The organism is Sinorhizobium terangae (assembly GCF_029714365.1).
Lineage (GTDB): Bacteria > Pseudomonadota > Alphaproteobacteria > Rhizobiales > Rhizobiaceae > Sinorhizobium > Sinorhizobium terangae.
Genome location: NZ_CP121660.1, coordinates 551656 through 573486, shown reverse-complemented (window position 1 = coordinate 573486; position 21831 = coordinate 551656). Strand labels below are relative to the sequence as shown.

Below are 21831 nucleotides of genomic sequence, written 5' to 3'. Positions count from 1 at the left end.
GTCAATGTGTTTACCATCCATGATCTTCGCAGATTGGCCTGTGGCGCGGCGTTTGGCGTGGTGGCCGTCCTGCTGGCCGCTACCGCGGCGTCGGGCCAAACGCCCGATCCGCTCCCGTCGTGGAACGATACCGCCCCGAAAGCGGCCATCGTCGCCTTCGTCGAGAAGGTGACGAAGGAAGGCTCGGCCGACTTCGTGGCGGAATCGGAACGCATCGCGGTCTTCGACAATGACGGCACATTGTGGGTCGAGCATCCGATGTACACCCAGCTCGCCTTCGCGCTCGACCGCGTGAAGACGATGGCGCCATCTCATCCCGAGTGGACGGACACGCAGCCATTCAAGGCCGCGCTCGACGGCGACATGAAGGCCCTTGCCGCTGCCGGCGAACAGGGGCTCCTTGAACTGATCATGACGACGCACGCCGGCATGACCAATGAGGAGTTCCAGAAGATCGTCTCCGATTGGCTCGCCGCTGCGCGGGACCCACGCTTCAAGCGGTCTTACACGGAACTCGTCTATCAGCCGATGCTGGAGCTGCTCTCCTTTCTCCGCGCCAACGGGTTCAAGACCTTCATCGTTTCGGGCGGCGGCATCGAGTTCGTGCGGCCCTGGAGCGAGAAGATCTACGGCATCCCGCCCGAACAGGTCGTCGGCTCGTCGATCAAGACCGAGTTCCAGATGCGCGACGGCGTGCCGACCTTGTTCCGCACACCTGAGGTCAATTTCATCGACGACAAGGTCGGCAAGCCGGTCGGCATCAATGAACATATCGGCCGCCGTCCGATTGCGGCCTTCGGCAATTCCGACGGCGACCTGGAAATGCTGCAATGGACGACCATGGCTCCGGGTATCCGCTTCGGCATGATCGTCCGCCACACGGACGCAGAGCGGGAATACGCCTACGACAAGGACACGCCATTCGGCCGCCTGGACAAGGCGCTGGAGGCGGCGGCCGTCAATCAGTGGACCGTGGTCGACATGAAGGCCGACTGGAAGCAGATTTTCCCGGAGAAGTAGGGATCGAGAAACAACCGGGCCGAAAGACCCGAGACCGGGCCTGACGGCGTGGGCATCCGGGTCGCGGTTACCTTGCTGTTCCCGAAGAAATAGGAGTCGCGGTGAAGGTTGTGCGCAAAGTCGATCATCGAAGCATCAGGCTGATCGGCTTCTTCCTGCTTGGGCTTTTCGCGCTGCTGGCTCCGCCCGGCATTGCCGCCGACGCACCGAAGTTCGTCGGATCGCAAGCCTGCGCGACATGCCACGCAGCGCAAACCGAGGCTTGGGCCGGCTCGCATCACTCTTGGGCGCTGCGGGAGCCGACGGCTGGAAGCGTGCTCGGTGATTTCGACAATGCCGCCTTCGAGCACAAGGGCATCACCTCACGCTTCTTCAGGAAGAACGACCGTTACTTCGTGGAAACGGACGGCGCGGCCGGCAAGCCGACGACCCTTGAGATCCGCTATGTCGTCGGGGTCGAGCCTCTGCAGCAATATCTCGTCGAGCTCGAGGGCGGCCGGCTGCAAGCTCTTGACATTGCCTGGGATACCGCTGCCAAGCGTTGGTATCATCTCTATCCGGACCAGGATGCCTCCGCAGGGAACGGCCTGCATTGGACGGGTTTCTACAAGAACTGGCAGGCGCGCTGCGCCGTCTGTCACCAGACGGATTTCCGCAAGAATTACGATGCGAGGACGCATAGCTATCAAAGCAGTTGGAGCGAACTGGCGGTCGGATGCGAGGCTTGCCACGGTCCCGGCGAGGCGCATGTCGCCTGGGCCAGCAAGCCTGCCGGCTATGATGCCGGCCGCGGCGACGGGCTCGCACCGCACGGGCTGCTTAGCCCCAAGGGCGATCGGCAGACGGCCGAGAAGAACATGTGTGGCCCCTGTCATGCGAGGCGCGAGGCGCTTGACCCTGACAGCACCTTGCCCACTACCCAGTTTGCCGAACACTATGCGCTCTCCACGCTCGACCACGGGCTCTACTTCGCCGACGGCCAGCAGGACGCGGAGGTCTATATTCTCGGCTCCTTCCTGCAGTCGAAAATGCACGAGAAGGGCGTGAGATGCAGCAACTGCCACGACGCGCATTCGGGCAAGCTTGTCGCCGAGGGCAATGCTGTCTGCACCCAGTGTCACAATGCGACTGGGCGCAGCGATTTTCCTTCACTGGTGCTGAAGGATTTCGACTCGCCGGATCACCACCATCACGCCGAAGGCAGCGCCGGCGCGCAATGCGTCAACTGTCACATGCCGGAGCGCGACTATATGATCGTCGATGGGCGGCGCGATCATTTCTTCCGTGTGCCCGATCCGCTGCTCTCGGAAAAGGCCGGTTCGCCCGATGCCTGCCTTTCGTGCCATACGGGGGAGGCGGCGTCGTGGGCGGCCGCCGCCATCGATAAATGGGGATCGCAGCGCCCGGTAGCCGGCCCCGCCTACGCGGAGCTCTTTTCGGCGACCCGAAGGGAGGGGCTTGATCAGCCAAGACTGGCGGACCTCGCCAAACTGGCCCGAGACGCCTCCCAACCCGCTGTGGTCCGCGCCAGCGCCTTGCGTGAGATCGGAGACCAGGCCGATCCGGCGACCGTGCAATCGCTTGCCGGTCTCCTTGCCGACAAGAGCGACATGATCCGTGCGACGGCGATCAGGCTCTGGCGATCGGCATCGGCGGCAGACCGCATTGCACAGCTTTCGCCGCTTCTTTCCGATCCGGTGCGGTCGGTGCGCATCGCCGCAGCGCTCGAGCTTGCCAGCATTCCACCCGAGCACGTTGCCACGGATCGCCGCGCCGCGCTTCAGGCGGCGCTTGACGAACTGAAGCTATCTCTGGCCGCGAAAGCCGATTTCCCGGAGGGGCAGATGGCGATCGGCGGACTGGCGATGGCGGTGCGGAACTGGGAGGCCGCACAGGCGGCGTTCGCCGAGGCGGTCTTCATGGATCCGCAATTGGTCCAGGCCTGGATTGCGCGCGCCCGGATCGCCGAGGCGCTCGGTGATCCGGTCGAAGCGGCCGCGATCCTCTCGGCTGGTCGCGGCAAGAATCCCGACGACCTGGAGATCGCCTCCCGGCTCGCCCCGTTGTTGGTGCAGCAAGGGCGGCAGGCCGAAGCCGTTCCCGTGCTTCGAGATGTCGTGAAGGCCGATACCGGCAACCAGGACATGCGGATACTGCTGACTTTGGCACTGCTTCAGTCCGGCGACCTGACAGCGACCGCAGCGGAATTGGGTGTCCTCCGTGCGGCCACACCCGAGCGGGCTGAAGTGCTGGTGCTGCAAGCATTGTGGGAGCTTGCCTCGGGCGATGCCGTCGGCGCGCGTGAAACTGTAGGAGAGATCCGACGACGCCATCCAGAGCTTGGCCTGCCACCTCCGTTGGAAGCTTTATCGCTTGTGCCGTAGTTGCGGGAATGGGGCAAAAGGCAAACAATGCCTACAATGTCGAGCACTGGTCGGGCCTGCGGGTCAGGCAACGGGGATCACAACCGACGCCGCCTGCAACGGCAGAAATGAGGCCAAGGCCGCAGGTTGCAGTCGGTAATTGCTTCTAACGGTGCGTGTCAAAAAGTGTCTGGTCAAACGACGGCTCTCGGTCATGATGAATTCAAGGTGATTCACTGACATTGCAGCAGATCTATCGGGGGAAAAGATGACGTCTCGCCTTATTCGAGCCCTGACATTCGTCGGAAGCCTTCTTGCCGCCGGCGGTGCGATGGCCGCGGATATCCGTTCACCGCTGACGCCGGAGGTTCAAGAGGCGACGACCGAGAGCGGCTGGACGTTTTCGTTCGCGCCTTATTTCTGGGCGGCGGGATTGTCCGGGGACGTTGCGCAGTTCGGGCTGCCGGAAGCCCATGTCAACGCCAGCTTCGGCGACATCTTCGACCATCTCGATTTCGGGGCAATGGCGACCGGCGAAGCCCGCTATGGTCCCTACAGCATCTTCGGCGATGTGATGTATACCAAGATTTCCGGTCAGGCCGGCACGCCGAGGGGCATTCTTGCAACCGATGTCGAACTCACCTCCGAGACCTTCGCCGGCCTGCTCGGCGTCGGTTATGCGGTCTTCGAGGACAGTTCCGCGCGGCTCGATATCGTCGGCGGACTGCGCGTCTGGTCCGTCGAAAGCGAACTCTCCTTCAGCGGCGGCATTCTCGATGGAGTTTCCAGAACCGATGACGCGACCTGGGTCGACGGCTTGACCGGCTTTAAGGGAACCTACTTGATCACGCCGGAAATCTACCTGACGGGCTGGGGCCTTGTCGGTGCCGGTGGTGCCGACCTCGACTGGGATGTCGCCGCGGCGATCGGCTATCGGTTCAGCGATGCGGTCTCGGCTATTGCCGGCTACCGCGCCCTCGGGGTGGACTACAGCGACGACGGTTTTGTCTTCGACGTCGTGCAGCAGGGGCCGATCCTGGGACTCGTGGTGCGGTTCTAGCCTGGCAAAAGGGCCGATGGTTTTGCCACCCAAGAAGCGCAAAGGTTCACAAAGCACTTGGATACCGACAACTTGATGGATTGGGCAGTAACGTCCGGGAGGTGAGGCACTCGCGTCATTAGCCCAGGCGTGGGGAATGACGCATTCCGACCCACCTGTGCCACTGACGGCGACACCTGGAAGGACCGGATTGGGCTCAATTGAGCCATTCACGGCGTCCGGTTTCGAGGACCGCTTCGGGCCGATCTCAAACCTTTGCACCGACGCGTCGGATGTCTGCTCTTCGCAATGACCGCCTTAGCAGCGGAAGGTCCGCTTCCGCCCCCAAACACGTCATTCGGCAATCGGCTTGGCGATGACCACTTAGTCCGCATCTCGGCCATTCGGGCTAACCACAGCAGACGACTGGTCACCACCCGAAAAATCCTTCTCGAAGTACGATCCGCCCGCTTGAAGGTTGAGCGCTGCGGTGTGGGGGGTGGCTTTTGGGAGGAAGGCTATGTCTAGCTGGAACTCGGGCCGTATCATCGGTCAGAAGCCCCCATTGAAGCCGAAGGAGGTCTGGGCCATCCGAACCCGCCTCCAGATGTTGGGTGCAGTGCGCGACCTGGCGCTGTTCAATCTCGCGATCGACAGCAAATTGCGCGCTTGTGATCTGGTCGCGATCTCAGTTGCTGATGTCGCGATTTGCGGACGGGTTCGCGACCGGGCAATCATCATCCAGAAGAAGACCGGCCGACCCGTGCAATTCGAACTCACCGATCAAACGCGCGAGGCTGTCGCTGCGTGGATCGAAAGTCGCAGGCGCGTGGAAAGGGATTACCTGTTTCCGAGCCGCGTGCACGCAAAGCCGCATCTGTCGACGCGGCAATACAGCAGGATCGTCGAAAGATGGGTGTCGAGCATCGGGCTTGATCCCAAGCGCTACGGCACGCATTCGATGAGGCGGACGAAGGCGGCGCACATTTACAAGAAGACCGGCAACCTGCGCGCCGTCCAGCTCTTGCTCGGCCACAAAAAGCTGGAGAGCACCGTGCGGTACCTCGGGATCGAGGTCGACGACGCCCTGGCCATCTCTGAGCAGGTTGAGCTGTAGTACTCAATAGCGGCGCTTCGAACAGAAGCGCCGCTAGCTCGCCGCGCGGAAGGCCAAATTCGACCCGTGGCGGACTTCGCCAGCATTTAATCAGAACGGCCGGATCCCGAGTCGGAAGCGGCTATTGGCGCGACCAGCGCATTTGCCGAATTCGCTTATTAGCCTTGGCGGCTGCATTGATTTTTTCTCCAATGAGCCGATCGCGGTCGACGATATGCCACGCCAGCGCTTCCTCAAACGTTGAGAGCAACTGACGCGCCGTCGCAGTGTCACTGCCATTCCCCTCCAATTTGGCGACGATCTCGCGCTGAAGCGTTACATGGCGCTCGCCGTCTTCGACGTGCCTTTCCGCCGCTGCCAGGTGTTCCTCAATGAGGGCAAGGTGATCCATCCCCCAATATAGCACAAGCGCTCGCACTTCACGTTCCAGAACGCCCGAAGCAGACTGAACCTCGCGCGGAAAATCGCAACGTTGCACTGATTGGTGTGTATAAATCGGGAGATACCGAATGTCGGCCAGTGCACGCGATCCTGTTTCGGATAGCACCTTGTCCTCGGACCCGCGATCGGTGCGGCAGGGGTTGAACGTCAGTCGCTGCAAAGCCGGAGCAGCCTCGATACCGTCGGCTCTCGCCACCGGGACGATCGCAAGCCTAGTGACGACGACAGTGGCAGTAGTGCTGCTGGCTGGGGGACGGAGCATTTTCCAGCAACCAATGCCGTGAGCCATATGCTTCATGGCCAGAATCCTGGGCACGTCAGGGTGCGGAGATGAAGCACACGTTGCTCGGCTACTGCACTCATCATCTGTCGGCGATCTTCTGGGCTCTACCATTCGAAGCATGGCTGGCGGGCCGACCGCTCCAAGAAACTGACCGAGATCGGTCGGAAAGACCTACGCCGCGCTGGCGCTTGGTCTGGCGGTGGGGGGAAACTTGACGTTCTTAAGCGGCCAGCACTTTGGCGGCAGCACCTACCAGATGCTGCTGGGTGGCCGGTTTTTCGACAAGGACTGCGTCGTTACACTTCCGTTGCATCTCCACGGGCAACCTTTGTCCGCTGTAGAAGAAAAAAGGGATGCCTCGTTCGGCGAGGAGGTCGCTGACCTCCTCGGTCGTGGCCTCACCAAGGCGAATATCGAGCACGGCGAGCGAGAGTGCTTCTTCCCTGACCGCGTCTAACGCTGACGCGAGTGTCGCACACGGGCCGACGACATCGGCGCCGGCATCTCGAAATGCCGCCTCCATGTCGAGTGCGATCAGGATCTCGTCCTCAGCGATCAGAATTCTTGCGCCGCAAAGCGGTTGGTTCTCGTCAGCCGTCCGCACCATTTTGCGCGATCTCCGGAAGCTCGATGTCGATCGTGCAGACCACCCCGTCCGGGTGGAAATCACGATGAACCGTAGCTCCGGGCAAACTCTTTTCGATCAACACGCCGCCGAAACCTTGCTCTCCTGGCGGCTCGACCGGCGGGCCACCGCGTTCCTTCCAGGTAACGATCAGTTGGCGGTCATTGTTCCCGCGCTTCCAACTGAGCTGGACCCGTCCGTTTGCCGTGGCGAAAGCTCCGTATTTCGCGGCATTGGTGGCAAGCTCGTGGAGAACGAGGCCGAAGGGCGTCGCAGTATCCGCCGGAAGGGTCACAGGCTCGCCCTCAAGCTGCAGTCTGTGCCGATCACCGCTCGCATAGGCCTCAAGCTGGCTGCGCGCCAGTGCGCCAAGCTCCGCGCCGCTCCATTCCGATTCGACGAGCAGCTTGTGCGCGCTTGAGAGTGCTGTGAGGCGCCCTTCGAAACGCTCGACGAAGTCCTCCTGCGAATCCGAGGTGCGCATCGTCTGGCGCGCCAGCGATTGGACGACGGCCAGCGTGTTCTTGACGCGATGGCTCAGCTCGTTCACAAGGAGCTGCCGGCGCCGTTCCCATCGCCTGTGGTCGGTCACGTCGCGGGTGCTTTCGAGAACGAGGCGCCGCTCTCCCATCGACAGGAGCTCGATGTGGCTCTCCACCGTCAAGACCTGCCCGTCCTTTGTCGTGTGGCGCAGTTCGCCGCTCCAGCGGCCGTTTTCCAGAAGGGCCTGCCGCAGTTTCTCGAAGGAGGAGCCGGGCACCTCGGTCTTGAGCAGCTTTTGCTTTGGCTTTCCGATGGCCTCTTCCCGCGAGTAGCCGTAGAGCTCCTCGCTGCCTCGGTTCCACTGCTTGATGCCGTCGTCGAAGTCCCAGACGAATATCGGTGACCGCGACAGCTCCACGAGTCGCGCTTCCTGCTCGAGACGCTGCTTGCTCGCGCGGGCGGTCTCTTCGGCCTGACGCCGATGAGTGATGTCGACGAAGGTCGCCACGACGCCGTCGATCTTGTCGTCTATCGTGCGGTAGGGGCGCATCCGCACCAGATACCAGCGACCGTTGCGGCCCTTGACCTCGTGTTCTGTGGGCGCGAGGTGCTCCAACACCGCGCGCGCGTCATCGGCCAGGGCGTCATATTCGAGCTGATGGGTGAAGTCGGTGATCGGTCGCCCTTCATCACTGGCGGTGACGTTGAAGATCTCCATCAGACGTGGGGTGAAACGGTTGATGCGCAGCGATGGATTGAGAAAGAGCGTCGCGACGTCGGTCGCCGCCATAAGATTCTGCAAGTCGCTATGGGCGCGCGAGACACTTTCCAGTTTCAGTTTCAGCTCGTTGTTGACCGTCTGCAGTTCTTCGTTGATCGACTGGAGTTCCTCCTTGCTCGTCTCGAGTTCCTCCCCGGTCGAACGGTATTCCTCGTTCATCGACTGGAGTTCTTCGTTTGCGGCGCGCAGCTCTTCGTTGGCCGCTTCGGATTCCTCCCGCACCACCCGCAGCCGGTTCTGCGCAAGCTGGAGTTCCTCCTGCAACTGCCGGATCGTCTGGCTGGTAGCCGGGTGCCCGTCAATTGTCTCGGAAACGGCGCCGTCGCTCTTGTCGATCGCCTCGCCTTCTATGAAAAGCACCAGGGCATGCCGCGTCCGGTCGCTTCCCTGAATAACCGGCTTCACCTGAAGGTAGATGCGATGCGCCTGTCCGTTAACCTGGGCCAGGATCGGCATGCTCAAGGTAGCTTCGTTTCGCTCGAAGGCGCGATGCAGCGCCGCCCTGAGGTCGAAGCGAAACTCGTCGCGCACCAGATCGGTAGCATCCGTGCTGACTGGCCCGCCCGACGGCTGCAGGAAGCGGCCGGCGTTTTCGGAAAGATGGACCGCGCGATGGCTCTCGTCCACCAGCATGCTCGGTGGAGCGATCTTCTCGAGCATCTGGCGGTGCAAGACAGCATCGCTTAAGCTGGCGGAGGGCGACGGCGGGCGGGCGACGACTGGAGCTCTTTCCGCCGTCTGGTACGGGCCGAGCAGCGCCGGCAGCGTCGGGCGCCGCTCTCCGGTGCCCGCCACCGACCGGTAAATCCGCGCCTCGCGGTCGACCGTGCGAAAGAGCCCGGCCGGATAGTCCGCGCTTTCCGACGATCCGAGGAAAAGGAACCCGCCCGGATTGAGCGCGTAATGAAATGTGCTGCACACCTGTTGCTGCAGCTGCCGGTCGAGATAGATCAGCAGGTTGCGGCACGAAATCATGTCCAGGTGGGAGAAGGGCGGATCTCGAAGCAGGCTGTGGCTGGCGAAGAGAACGATATCGCGCAGTTCCCGGCGCACGCGATAATGATCGCCCTCGCGCTGGAAGAACCGGCGCAATCTCTCCTCCGAGAGATCCCCTTCGATCGTCGCCGGAAACCGTCCCTCGCGCCCAATCGCGAGCGCTCCGCCGTCGAGGTCGGAGCCGAAGACCTGTATTTCCGGCGTGAGATCGCGACGCGCGGCTTCCTCGAGGAGAAGGATGCCGATCGTGTAGGTCTCTTCCCCGGTGGCGCAGCCGGGAACCCAGACCCTGATGCTGTCACCGGTTTCCTTTCCGTCGAACAGTTGCGGAACGATATTGTCGGCGAGCGACTTGAAGGCGGCCGGATCGCGAAAGAACGTGGTGACGGAAATCAGGAAGTCGCTGAAAAGAGCCTGCGCCTCCTCCACGTTCGCGCGCAGATAGGCATAATAGTCCGCGAGAGACTCCTTCCTGGTCACCTGCGCCCGCCGACCGATCCGGCGCAGAATGGTCGCCCGCTTGTACTGCGAAAAATCGTGCCCGGTTCTGACGCGCACATGTGCGAGGATCCGCGCGAGCACGTCTTCGTCGCTCGGCCGCCCCTCAGCAGTGGGGAGCGATGTCCGGTTGGCCAGAAACTCGGCCAGCCGTTCCGGAAGCTCCTGGACCGGCAGCACGAAGTCCGCCGCCTCCGTGGCAATCGCATTGCGGGGCATCGAGGCATATTCCGCCTCGTTCGGGTCCTGGACGAGCACGATGCCGCCCGCCTCCTTTATGGCCTTGACGCCGATGGCACCATCCGCCCCCGCGCCGGTGAGAATGACCGCGAAACCGGGGCCATGCTCCTCGGCAAGCGATCGAAAGAACAGATCGATCGGTGCGCGGTGCGCCCGGGCCTCCTCAAACGGGAGTGCCGAGATCGTGCCGTCACCGATCTTCAGCCTCCGGTTCGGCGGGATGACATACACGTGGTTGCGTTCGAGCCGGGCCTGGTCCTCCACCTGCGTCACCGGCATCCGAGTGCGTGACGCCAGGATGCTGGCGAGCTCGCTCCTGGCATCAGGATCGAGATGAACAATGACCACGAAGGCCGCGTCGGTATCGGTCGGCATATGATCGAAGAAGGTCTGAAGTGCCTGGACACCTCCTGCCGAAGCCCCGATGCCCACGATCGGCGGATCCGATTCCTTTCCCATGCTTCACCTCCCCCGGCAATCCGCTCAATAGGCCGCGATGCGTGCTCGGGCGTGGCCTCCTTTGCGGCACTTTCGGTAACCTTCAGAGCCGGATAAGCGACCATTCTACACCGAACGGCGCGTTCCGACGTGATCTTCTTATAACCGCGAACAGGCGGCCACCAATAGAAAGCATTGGGAAAATCTTCCGTACAGCGGCATCGAACCTATGCGCGCGTGAAGCGTTGTAGTTGAAATGGAGCATGCCATGGTCCGCCGCGACGTGATCGCCATAGGCGGCTCGCTGGGAGCAATCGGCGCTTTGAAACATCTGCTTCGCGAGCTTCCCTCCGACCTCGCCGCCACCCTATTCGTCGTCATTCATGTGGGCGCGCACGGGAAAGATCTGCTCGCGGATATTTTCAACGCGCATACGGAGATTGCCGCCAAGACGGCGGTCGATGGCGAGCATGTCGAGCGCGGATGCGTTTACGTTGCGCCGGCCGACCATCATCTCCTCGTCCTCGACAACAGGATTCAGCTCGGCCGCGGGCCACGCGAGAACCTCTCTCGACCAGCCGTCGATCCGCTCTTTCGTTCCGTCGGCCTGAGCTACGGGCCAAGGGCGGTGGGTGTCGTGCTGACCGGCATGTTAAATGACGGAGCGGCTGGCCTCGCCGATCTCAAGCGATGCGGCGGCGTGACAGTTGTGCAAAATCCGTTGGATGCGGTTGAACCGGGCATGCCCATGGGGGCGCTCAAAGCCAGCGACGTCGACTATCGGGCTCCGCTCGCGGATCTCGCCGCGCTGCTCCTCAAGCTCACCGGCGAAGAGCCAGGTCCGGCTGTTCCGATACCGCCTGACATCAGGCTGGAGGTCGACATGGCGCTGGGCCGCCCAGTCACGCCGGCGGCGATCGACGCGATCGCAGACACCGTACCCCTCTCATGTCCGGCCTGCGGCGGTGTTCTTTCCGAGATCAGGAACCGGCCGCCACTCCGATTCCGTTGCCAGGTTGGCCACGCCTACACATCCGACACTCTTGCCACGGAGACGGAGGGCGCGGCGGACGAGGCAATGCGAGTGGCGCTCAGGATCATTGAGGAAAGGGTCACGCTCTGCGAAAAAATGGCGGACGACGCCTGGCGCAGCGGCCTGGACGCGGCCGCCAGGGCAAACAAGCGGCGGGCGGAAGAGATCCGACGACACGCCGAAACCTTGCGTGGCGCCATTCTAGCCAAAGCCGATGTGCCCGCCCACCAAGTCAACGATAAGGAGTAGATGCCGGCTCGAGGGTAGTGAGAGTTCCGCTCTCCCGCGGTCACGGGTACTTTTGCTATCCGATCAGGTAGTCACGTCATCGGCGACCTTGAAACTCTTTGCTCAACGTGGCTGCAGGAACGGTCACCGAGTTCAGCCGCCGGTATCTTGTCGTGGAGATAACACTGAAGAATGCCGGTAGTGGTGTGTTGCGCAATGGGACAAGAAATGGCGATCTGACCGTGAAATTCTTCGACGGAGGTGAAGCGGCAGCGACAGGTGTTCGATAAGGCTCTCCCGGCAATGCTGCCTATCCGACACAGGCCGGAGAATTTGCCAGCAGCGATTTAGGCCTTGTTGAGGCAGACCTCGGCTGCGCGCTGTTTCCGCAGTCGGCCCTCTTTCCTTCTTGCCCAGAGCCGGTGGAATGTCTACTTACCGAGACTAAGTCAGTTAAGCGCGCGAAAAGGAAACTCGCCCTTGCGGCAGATGCGAGACAAACCGCTTGGTTAACCGGGGGTAGTCGCTTCGTTCACTTTTCCCCTTACACGCGGTCAGCCCCGGCCGGATATGATGTGCACGCGGAAAATTGAAGACCGGACTGACGCAGAAAAGCGTCACCCGAACCAAAAGCACCGCATCGCAAGCCTGCCGCAACAAGGCCAAGGCCGCTATCTCGCTAAGCTTCGGTGGTGCGGCCTCTGTTAACCGGTTTATCTGTCAGCTTCCTGTGCCCCATTGCTGTCACTCAGCGATTTGCTCTCCAACTTCCGCTGTCCACCCACTCGCGACCTTCCCGCGGTCTCCACTGCACTTCACTTCTGGATTTCACACGGTTCAGGCTCACACTCAGGGCAGATGCAGAACCCGGGGCGTGTTTCGCTCACATCGGGGACGATGCGCGATTTGCTTGGCAGTTTCTCGCTGACCTTAGAAACGCCCCTGCTCTCCTGTAACGACCTACGGCCGACTGCGCGCCAAACAACCTTCGGCCGAGTTTTTCCCCGCCTTAGCGCCGGAGTGTCAATGCTCGGCGACAAGAATGAGGGAAGGTGTGATCCCTTGTTTTCGCCACCACTATGTGGCTTCTATCAGAGAAGCGAAGCAAAGGGGGGCATCATGCCGGATCTGACCTTGTGGGGACTGTTTGTCGTGGCGTCGCTGGTGCTGCTGTTGACGCCCGGCCCGGCCGTGCTCTTCATCGTGGCACGATCGATCCAACAGGGTCGAACTGCGGGGTTAGTCTCGGTGATGGGCATCCATCTCGGAACCATCGTGCACATTGTTGCGGCGGCAATCGGTCTCTCGGCCCTCATTGTCTCGTCGGCGCTGGCCTTCGCCATCGTGAAGTATCTCGGCGCTGCCTACCTGGTGTGGATGGGCATCCGCACCTTCATGGCCAAGGAACTCGACCCCGAACTACCGGTGGTCGCCGCAGAGCCGCTGCGCCGAGCCTTCCGCGATGGCTTTGTGGTCAACCTCTTTAATCCGAAAACGGCAATCTTCTTCCTGGCGTTCCTGCCGCAATTCGTCGATCCCACACGGGGCGCGCTGCATTGGCAGATCCTCATCCTCGGCCTCACCTTTATGGGGCTAGGCATCATGAGCGATGCAGTATTCGCGCTAGTAGCTGGTACCGTCGGCGATTTCCTTCGCCGCAGCCGGCGCTTTCAGCAATTTCTGCGCTGGTTCTCCGGTACCTCGTTCATCGGCCTTGGGGCAACCGCAGCATTGGCGACGAATAAGTAATCGACCTGGTTTCTAGGCTGAGGTCCAACCGGTTTGCGCTGTGTCTTCGTTCACGATCAAAGGCAGATCAGCGAGCGACTCGTGTGAGACCTTTAAAGACGCTCCATGCTCGCGACCATTGCCCATTCGCGCGCTTGGGGGCAACTTGTCCGGCGGAAACACACCGAATGGCTGTTCCCCACCCATTCCAGGATCAAGGCGGACGGTTGGACCGACCGCTCTTCGAAATGCCGGCTCTGAATGTCTCGCCTTGAGATCCCATCAGGGGTGGATAGCGGCCTGCACGGTGGCAGCGTGAGGTCGCTAGAAATCTCTCTGGAGGCCGATCATGCCGATGAAAGCCGATCAACCGCAGGCACATGCCGCTACCCCCGTCGATCTTGGCGCAATTTTCGTATCGTTGGAACTCTTATGTTCATTTGCAAGTGGCGTGGCCACGATTGTTCATCCAGCCAATAATGGCTGGTCCTGCATGGTGTAGCTAATGCGCAATGTTGGAGACAGGGCCTCAAGACGACGGTTTGCAAACTCTTATACGCGGATTGGATACCGCATTTCCGTGTGTACGCCTGGGGCTACTTCTATCTAAGCACGGGCGTCGACGTAGTCGGCCACTCAATTCCATCGAAGACTCCCCGACCGGGGCCCTGTCTCCAACATTGGGCATCAGCAGATGATCGATCTTGTCTCCTCCTTCCAACTACTCGCGAGATGCGGACGCTAGGTTAAGCTGGATGAACTGGCTGCACTTCCTGGCCGATAGCCCATAAGAAGGCTCCCATTTCTCTAGCGATCGCGGTAATCGCTATGGCCTTGTGCTTCCCCGCGAGGATCATTTTTCGATAGCGAGAGCAGAGGCGGAGCTGACCTTTCCACGCTATTTCGCGAACGGTTCTCGGTAGGCCTTCCAACTGCGCTTGCTTGGTTCGACTAACACGCGCGGGGAAGCGGTAAGCCCATGCGCCTTCGACCAGCATGCGACGGGCCCGAGAGTTCCCGGCTTTGGTGATCCCACCACGTTTGACATGTTCACCTGTCGAACTCTCTGACGGAACGAGGCCGAGAAAGGCCATCAGCTGGCGGGGGTTTTCGAAGCGGCGGATGTCGCCAATTTCGGCAACGAAGACGACGGCGGCAATCAACGACACGCCTCGCAACGCCTGATAGGCTTCGACAACAGGAGCCATCGTCCAGGATTTGACAGTCTCCGAGATCAGATCGGTCAGACGCTTCAAGCGCACTTCGGCATCCTCGATCGCCTGACAGTATTCCTTCAGCACAACGAAGTGGGCTGGATGCTCGAACTTCAGGGTCGATATCCACCGCATATGCGCCAGCGACCAGGACGAGCGGCCCGAATAGATGCGGCCATGTCGAAGCAGGAACGACTGAAGCTGCTGACGTGCCCGCTTCTGAGCCTCTTGTGCTGCTTCTCGAGCCCGCACGAGATCGCGCATAGCCTCATGCCCGCGGTCAGGCACCCAGATTGCTGTCAGTTCACCAGCACGATGTAGGCGTGCCAGACTGACCGCGTCGCGCCGGTTCGTCTTCACCCGATCCCCAGGGCGCTTTGGTATCAGGGACGGCGCGACTATCACGCAGTCGTGACCCATGCTGGTAAGCTGACGGTAAAGCTCGTACCCTGTCGGTCCGGCCTCATAGCAGAAGTGGAGGACAGCTCCTCGCTTCGCCAATTTTTCCACGATGTTCGCCACCGAGGTCGGATCCGAGGCTACGTCCCCATAAAACCTAACTTCCCCGCCCCGCTCACCGTCAGCGACGGCCACAGAAATCTTCAATTTCGAAACGTCCAAACCGACAAAAAGCCTGTTATGCTGGTTCATGGTTCACCCTCGCCAAAGCTATGGGGCTCGGCTTCGGCGACTCCGAAGCAACCCCCGATTTCAGCTTATCGCGGGGGTGAGCCACCTTCACTCCGAGAACATACGGTCTGAGCAAATCGACATGGCTCGTGACCGCGCTCTCGCCGGGAAGCGAAAAGATGTCTCGCCATACTGTACCTGGTGGTGACATCGCCGGCTTGCTCTCGTGTTTTGCCACCCTTCGCCAGAAAGCGCAGCGGCGTGTGGATAAGCTTTATCCACTGGTGGTGATCCAGGAGGCCGGGCTGGATGGCTTCTGGTTGGGGCGAGTGCTTAGCAAGGAAGCCATATTGTGGAGGCCGCGTCCATTGCCATGCCGCGCCGTCATCGCCGCGCAAAGACGGATCGCATCGACGGCGAAACATTAATACGCGCTTTGATGGCCTGGAAACGCGGTGAACCGCGTGCTTGCTCGATGGTCAAACTCCTCACGCCCGAAGAGGAAGACAACCGCCGGCTAGGGCGAGAGCGGAAAACCCTGATTGCGGAACGTGTTTTTCACGTCAATCGCATAAAGGGGCTGCTCTTCTCCCAAGGAATACGAGATTACGAGCCTTTGCGGCGCGATCGCCGTCAGCGTCTGGATGAGCTTCGAACCGGAGATGGCCGGATGCTAGCGAAGCACCTGAGAGCCGTGATCTGCCGAGAACTCGATCGCCTCGAATTGCTGCTGACACAGATCAAAGCCGTGGAAGCAGACCGAGATGCGTTGATGTCCCGCGAGTCCACCAGCGCACCGACAAGAGCCGCCGCGCTTCTAAGGATCAGGGGAATTGGTCCCGAGTTCGCGACGATCCTTCACACGGAAGGCTTGTTCAGACACTTCGACAACCGGCGGCAAGTCGCTGCCTACGCAGGACTCGCTCCTTCGCCCTGGCAAAGCGGCAACGTCAATCGTGAGCAGGGTGTCTCGAAGGCGGGAAATCCGCGCTTGCGAGCGACGATGGTCGAGCTCGCCTGGTTATGGCTGCGCCATCAACCGAACTCGGCGCTGACGTTCTGGTTCAAGGAGCGCATCGCACGCAACAGCGGTCGTCTCAAACAACCGATGATTGTCGCTTTGGCTCGCAAGTTGCTGGTTGCACTCTGGAAGTACGTGACCTCTGGCGTCGTCATCGAGGGTGCGGCCATGAAAACCACCTGAAGCACAGAAGCAGCCATCGAACGCAGAGTACTCATCCTCAGGGCCTGATCAGTCCTGACGGATCCAGGTGAACGGACCGGGAATCCTTTTGGCCTTAACCGCCGATCTTGAGTTTGGCCCCGTTCTCCTGAGCCCGTGCCCGTCGAAAGCGGGATAATGGTGCAGCCGCTGAAAGCGGCGACCGGATGTGAGGTTGTATAGGCCCGAGGACGGGCCGGTAATTGCTATGGGCTCAGACCGTGGATCCGGCTACGAAGGAGAACTCGATGCCACCTGAATGCCTGAATGAACCATTGACAAAAATCCTGATGTGAAAGGATTCGAACCGAAGACCCAGTCATCAGCCTTGAGCATTACTGAAAATTCCGGCTCTTGATCTTCAGCGTATCGATATGAAGATCCGGCGTGAACATATCCCTCGCCCGAACTCCCGGGACCGCTCGCTCGCGGGAATCGAGGCTTCCGGGAGAGCCATGGGCGAATTCGTCGCCACGGCCGGTCGCCGGCCGGAATTCGCCATCGCGCTCGGCAAGGCTCGACAGATCGGCCGAGAGATCGAAGAGCTGCTGGGCGACCAGATGAACCAAAAGCCCATCGGCTGCGAGTTCAGAAGTGCCGCGCAGAAGACGTCCGGAAAATGGCACTTCACGTAGTTGGAGGCATAGGCGATCAGCGCAAAGGAGGCCGCATGGCTTTCCGGGAACCCATAGGAACCGAAGCCTTCGAGCTGCGAGAATGTCTTCTCGGCGAACTCCGGCGAGTAGCCGTTCCTGATCATGCCGGAGACGAGCTTGTCCTTAAACTTCGAGACGCCACCTGTGAACTTGAAGGTCGCCATGGATTTCCGCAGCTGGTCGGCTTCGCCGCCGGTGAATCCCGCGCAGACCATCGCCACCTTCATCGCCGACTCCTGAAACAGCGGCACGCCGAGTGTCTTGTGGAGGACCGCCTCCAGTTCGGGTGTCGGGTATTCGACCTTCTCCTTGCCTTCGCGTCGGCGCAGGTAGGGATGCACCATGTCGCCCTGGATCGGCCCGGGGCGGACGATCGCCACCTGAATGACCAAGTCATAAAAAGTCCTCGGTTTCATCCTCGGCAGCATCGACATCTGCGCGCGGGATTCGATCTGGAAGGTGCCGAGCGTGTCGGCCTTGCGGATCATCGCATAGGTCGCCGGATCCTCCTGCGGGATCGTCGCAAGGTCTAGATTCTCATGCTTGTGCTCCCGGATCAGCGCGAAGGCCTTGGCCATGCAGGTCAGCATGCCGAGCGCCAGCACATCGACCTTCATGAATTTCAGCGCCTCGACGTCGTCCTTGTCCCATTCGATCACCTGCCGGTCGGCCATCGTCGCCGGCTCGATCGGCACAAGATCATCGAGCCTGTCATGGGTGAGAACGAAGCCGCCGGGATGCTGACCGAGATGCCGCGGCGCACCCATCAGCTGCTGGGCAAGCGTTAGGGTCAAAGCGAGACGCCGGTCGTCCGGATTGAGGCCGAGTTCACGCACCTGCCGCTCGCCGACGGTCTCCGACCAGGACCAGATGCCGGAGGAGAGCGCCTTGATCAGATCCTCCGGCAACCCCAGCGCCTTGCCGACGTCGCGAATGGCGCCCTTGGCCCAATAGCGGGTGACCGTCGAGCAGAGGGCCGCCTTGTCATGGCCATAGGTCTTGTAGATCCACTGGATCACCTCTTCGCGCCGCTCATGTTCGAAATCGACATCGATATCGGGCGGTTCGTCGCGCTCCTGGGAGACAAAGCGCTCGAACAGCAGATCGTTGGTGTCGGGATCGATCGAAGTGATGCCGAGCACATAGCACACGGCGGAATTGGCCGCTGATCCCCTGCCCTGACAGAGAATGCCTTGTGACCGGGCATAACGGACGATGGAGAACACCGTCAGGAAGTAGGGCGCGTATTTCATCGTCTCGATCAACGCCAGTTCGTGGCGAATGGTCTTTTCGACATGCGCCGGCAGCCCCTCGGGGTAACGCATCTTGACGCCTTCCCAGGTGTAGTGCTCCAGCGACTGTTGCGCGGTCAGGCCCGGGATCAGCGCTTCCTCGGGATATTGATAAACGAGCTCCTCGAGAGAGAACCTGCACCGCTCGACGATCTCCGTCGTGCGTGCGAGGGCTTCCGGGTAGCGAGCGAAAAGACGGGCCATCTCCTCCGGCGGCTTCAGATAGCCGTCGGCGTGCCGCTCGCGCTCGAAACCGACATCGTCGATTGTGGTGCCGGTGCGGATGCAGGTGACGACATCCTGCAGCTGCCGCCGGCCGGGCTCATGAAACAGCACGTCATTGGTGACGACGGTCTTCACCCGGTGCTTTATGGCCAGGTTCGACAGCTCATGCAGGCGAAGTTGATCGTTCGGACGACGGCGCAGGCAGAGCGAGACATAGGCGCGGTCGCCAAATACATCGGCCATCTTCCTGAGCTGTACGGCACAGGTCTCATCGGCCAAGTCCGGCAGCAGGACGCCGATCAGCCCCTCAGAATAGAGCCTGACGTCATCGAGGTGCAGGATACAGCTGGCCTTCCCGCCCCGGCCCTTGCCGAGCGTCAGTAGCCGCGTCAGGCGCGAATAGGCGGCGCGATCGGTGGGATAGGCGAGGATCGACATGCCGTCCTGCAGATCGAGCCGGCAGCCGACGACGAGCCGCAAGCCGGTGGCGCGCGAAGCTTCCAGCGCCCGCACGATGCCGGCAAGACTATTGCGGTCGACGACGCCGAGCGCTTCGATCCCCATCAGCTTTGCCGTCGCAAACAGTTCCTCAGCCGAGCTTGCGCCCCTCAAGAACGAGAAATGGGTGGTGACCTGGAGTTCGGCATAGCGCATCACGCAAACACCCCGTGCAGGAACCATTTGTTCGATCCGGTTTCCGCATCGACGCCGTCGCCGGACCGGAAGATCCAGAAGCGCTCGCCGCTGTCATCCTCGACGACGAAGTAGTCGCGGACGGCGATCCACTCGGCGCTGCGTTTCCACCACTCCCCGAAAATCCGTTCCGGTCCGTCGGCGCGCTTCACCCGGCGGCGCTTGCCGCGCCAGGTAAACGAGACCGGCGGATGATCGGGCAAGAGTGCAATCACCTCGATCAGTTCTGGACGCGTTAGAAGCCGTGGCGGCCTCGGCCAGTGCATCGGCCAGGTGGCGCCGTCCTCATCGGCCGTCGGCGCGATCCGCTGGACACTGCGCTCCGGGACGTCGCTTGCAACCGGCGCTACGCGGAAAATCCGCTGGCCGCCGCGATTGCCGAGCACATCGATGAGCGGCGTCACATCGGTAACCTGCTCTTCGATCAGGGATGAGGCCGATTGCGTTTCGACGAGTGGCTCGGCCAGAGTGGCCGCCAGACTGAGTTTTTCGATGCCGAAGCCAGGCTCGATCTTCTCTATGCGGTCCCTGAACAGTTTTGTCAGCCAGGCCACGTCTCGGACCGGCTTCGCCGTCCCTGCCCTCACAGCCTGGATGGTGTTGTCGACGCGCTGGACGATAAGATCGGCACGCCGCACGCCAAGCCCCCGCTTCTCGAGCTCCAGACAGAGCTGCCGCACGAGGCGGGTCACATATTTCTCGATCGTTTCCGGCGCGCCGATCGGTTCTGCGAAAGACTTGCATTCCTCGACCAGATCAGCCGGCCGGATCGGATCGATCGGCTCGCCGAGCCGGCCGAACATCTGGTCGAGACATCGCCCGACCTCCGGGCCGAAGCGCAACGTCAGCGGCGCGCGCGGCGTTGCCGCAAGATCGCCGACCGTAGCAAAGCCGAGAGTGTGGAGGCTTCCGACGATCTCGACCGGCAGCCGCAGGGATGAGAGCGGCAACCGGTTCACCGCCTTGGCGGTCTCGCCGCGCGGGACGATGATCGTTTCGCGATGCGTGGACCGGGCGAGCGCATGCGCCGCACCCCAGGTGTCGGCGATCGCCGCTCGCGCGGCCAGACCCCGGCCGCGGAAACGATTGACGAGACCGGACAGCATCAGTTCCTCGCCACCCTGAAGATGATCCGCACCTTCCGTGTCCATGACGATGCCATCAGGAGGATCCATGGCGACAACGGGAGAATATTGCGACAAGGCCCAGAGCGTCAGCCGTTCAAGCGTCGCGAGGTCGGCCGCCGGATCGGCATCGATCATCACCAGGCCCTGGACCAGCGCCTGCGCGTTGGCCGCCGGCATGCCGGCGCGAAGACCAAGTTTAAGAGCTGCCCGATCGGCCGCCGCAACCCATCGCTTCGAGCCGCTCCTGGCGATCATCACAACGGGCGTGTCAGGAGACAGCGAAGGCTCGGCCCGCCTGATCCGGTCGGTCGACAGTGTCGGAAGAAAGACAGATACGACCCTGACCATCACATGCTCCGATGATGAACTCGCCTCCCTCCCCTGCCCTCACCCGCATCAGTTCCGCCAGCCAGCGCGCCCGTCCGACGCCCGGCACCGGCAGCGGCTCGGACGGCAGCACCGAAATCCGCCAACGGCTTGCCGCCGCCGTCGGCATGCCGAAGTCGGAGGCTTCCGTCTGGCGCCGCCATCGACGGATGAGCAGCCCCAACGTCCCAGACTTCTCTGCCGCAAGCTGCAGACGGCGGGATGCCGTCATCGGCAGGCACCAGTTCGGCGATCACCGCGCCAAGGCCGCCATATCGCAGCGCCTCCTCGAAGCTTGCGAGCACGGTCTCTTCCTTGTCGCACTCGACGAAGGTGACGCGGTCGGGATGAAGCCCAACCTGGGCAAGAGCCGGAAAGAAGACATCAAAGCGCGTCAGGCACCAGACCACCTTGCCGGTGGTGCGCGCGGCAATGCCGCCGATGAAGAGTGCCGCAGCCGCGCCGTCGACCGCGCCGTTTCCGCCGCCTGCCACTTCGTGCAGCGCACCATAGGCGAGCCCACCTCCCGGTAGCTGCGCATCGATCTCCTGCACCCCGAACGGCAAGACGCTTCGTTGGCGTGAGCCCGCCCCTTCCAGGCTGGCGATTTTCCCGCGCAACTCAGCGAGGGCGGTGTTCGAAGTGACGACGGCTGCGGTCATGATCTCCGTTTTCGGCTTGAGATGGTGAAATACGTTCTGTATTTGTTCTCAAAGTGAAAATGAGTCAATGCGCACGTGGCGCGCGTGAGTTGAGCGACAGTGCCCATCGAAGAAATCCTTGAACGGATTCAATTCGATGGCATGAATGGGAATTTTTTCGCATGGCGCGACCGGAGCCTGTGAACGATCTGGATCCGAGACTGAGGGGTCACCGTGAGCCGATCATTGAATTCATCCGTCGGCCATGCGATCGCCATTGCGCGCTTGAGCGAGAACTGTTGGTGAAAGCGTTTGGCGCCAGCATGAGCTTCGCGGTGATCCGCCGGCGCATGGCAATGGGCTGCCAGCGCATGCAAACGCCGGAGGGTGACAAATGCCACGCGCACTTTCCATGCCTGGGCGATATAAATGGTCCTGATGGAAGCTAGTGC

Annotated in this window: 13 protein-coding genes and 3 pseudogenes; 9 read left to right on the top strand and 7 right to left on the bottom strand. The window is 61.6% G+C overall.

Annotation, left to right across the window (positions count from 1 at the left end; genetic code table 11):
- The first annotated feature begins 15 nt into the window (after positions 1-15).
- The 4 genes from QA637_RS21360 to QA637_RS21345 all read left to right on the top strand — a co-directional run bounded on the left by QA637_RS21360 (position 16) and on the right by QA637_RS21345 (position 5539).
- Positions 16-1020, top strand: a complete 1005-nt coding sequence (locus tag QA637_RS21360; RefSeq protein ID WP_283067293.1) for an HAD family hydrolase — start codon at positions 16-18, stop codon at positions 1018-1020.
- A 101-nt stretch (positions 1021-1121) separates the two neighbouring features.
- Entirely contained in the window at positions 1122-3404 is a 2283-nt protein-coding gene (locus QA637_RS21355; RefSeq protein WP_283066748.1) for a tetratricopeptide repeat protein, read from the top strand.
- Between the two features lie 247 nt (positions 3405-3651).
- Complete coding sequence (locus QA637_RS21350; RefSeq protein ID WP_283066747.1) at positions 3652-4443, top strand: hypothetical protein; 792 nt, start codon at positions 3652-3654, stop codon at positions 4441-4443.
- A 499-nt stretch (positions 4444-4942) separates the two neighbouring features.
- Positions 4943-5539: a tyrosine-type recombinase/integrase gene (locus tag QA637_RS21345; RefSeq protein ID WP_283066745.1), complete on the top strand. Its 597-nt coding sequence runs from the start codon at positions 4943-4945 to the stop codon at positions 5537-5539.
- A 121-nt stretch (positions 5540-5660) separates the two neighbouring features.
- Here QA637_RS21345 and QA637_RS21340 read toward each other — a convergent pair whose 3' ends face one another.
- From QA637_RS21340 to QA637_RS21330, 3 genes are all read right to left on the bottom strand, one after another.
- The gene (locus QA637_RS21340) at positions 5661-6278 is read right to left on the bottom strand and encodes a hypothetical protein (RefSeq protein WP_283066744.1); all 618 of its coding nucleotides are present in this window, start codon (positions 6276-6278) and stop codon (positions 5661-5663) included.
- A 205-nt stretch (positions 6279-6483) separates the two neighbouring features.
- The gene (locus QA637_RS21335) at positions 6484-6870 is read right to left on the bottom strand and encodes a response regulator (protein WP_283066743.1); all 387 of its coding nucleotides are present in this window, start codon (positions 6868-6870) and stop codon (positions 6484-6486) included.
- Positions 6854-10345, bottom strand: a complete 3492-nt coding sequence (locus tag QA637_RS21330) for a chemotaxis protein CheB (protein ID WP_283066741.1) — start codon at positions 10343-10345, stop codon at positions 6854-6856. Before QA637_RS21330 ends, QA637_RS21335 begins: the two co-directional genes overlap by 17 nt.
- A 247-nt stretch (positions 10346-10592) precedes the next feature.
- On the opposite strand from QA637_RS21330, the gene QA637_RS21325 reads away from it, so the two are divergent.
- The 3 genes from QA637_RS21325 to QA637_RS21315 all read left to right on the top strand — a co-directional run bounded on the left by QA637_RS21325 (position 10593) and on the right by QA637_RS21315 (position 13815).
- Positions 10593-11606, top strand: a complete 1014-nt coding sequence (locus tag QA637_RS21325; RefSeq protein ID WP_283066739.1) for a chemotaxis protein CheB — start codon at positions 10593-10595, stop codon at positions 11604-11606.
- A gap of 1098 nt (positions 11607-12704) precedes the next feature.
- The gene (locus QA637_RS21320) at positions 12705-13334 is read left to right on the top strand and encodes a LysE family translocator (RefSeq protein ID WP_136509942.1); all 630 of its coding nucleotides are present in this window, start codon (positions 12705-12707) and stop codon (positions 13332-13334) included.
- 328 nt (positions 13335-13662) lie between these two features.
- Positions 13663-13815, top strand: a complete 153-nt coding sequence (locus QA637_RS21315; protein WP_283066306.1) for a hypothetical protein — start codon at positions 13663-13665, stop codon at positions 13813-13815.
- Between the two features lie 244 nt (positions 13816-14059).
- On the opposite strand, the gene QA637_RS21310 is transcribed toward QA637_RS21315, so the two are convergent.
- Positions 14060-15178: an IS110 family RNA-guided transposase gene (locus QA637_RS21310; RefSeq protein WP_283066304.1), complete on the bottom strand. Its 1119-nt coding sequence runs from the start codon at positions 15176-15178 to the stop codon at positions 14060-14062.
- A gap of 107 nt (positions 15179-15285) precedes the next feature.
- On the opposite strand from QA637_RS21310, the pseudogene QA637_RS21305 reads away from it, so the two are divergent.
- Positions 15286-16361 (top strand): annotated as a pseudogene (locus tag QA637_RS21305) (IS110 family RNA-guided transposase); the annotation flags it as partial.
- Between the two features lie 583 nt (positions 16362-16944).
- On the opposite strand, the pseudogene QA637_RS21300 reads toward QA637_RS21305, so the two are convergent.
- From QA637_RS21300 to QA637_RS21290, 3 genes and pseudogenes are all read right to left on the bottom strand, one after another.
- A pseudogene (locus tag QA637_RS21300) lies at positions 16945-19206 on the bottom strand (error-prone DNA polymerase); the annotation flags it as partial.
- Positions 19206-20720 (bottom strand): Y-family DNA polymerase, encoded by a 1515-nt coding sequence (locus tag QA637_RS21295; protein ID WP_283066738.1) that lies wholly within the window; start codon positions 20718-20720, stop codon positions 19206-19208. The pseudogene QA637_RS21300 and the gene QA637_RS21295, both read right to left, overlap by 1 nt.
- A pseudogene (locus tag QA637_RS21290) lies at positions 20641-21400 on the bottom strand (ImuA family protein). Before QA637_RS21290 ends, QA637_RS21295 begins: the two are co-directional and overlap by 80 nt.
- A gap of 161 nt (positions 21401-21561) precedes the next feature.
- Between QA637_RS21290 and QA637_RS21285 the strand changes: the two are divergent.
- Entirely contained in the window at positions 21562-21828 is a 267-nt protein-coding gene (locus QA637_RS21285; RefSeq protein ID WP_283066737.1) for a hypothetical protein, read from the top strand.
- Positions 21829-21831: the final 3 nt, after the last annotated feature.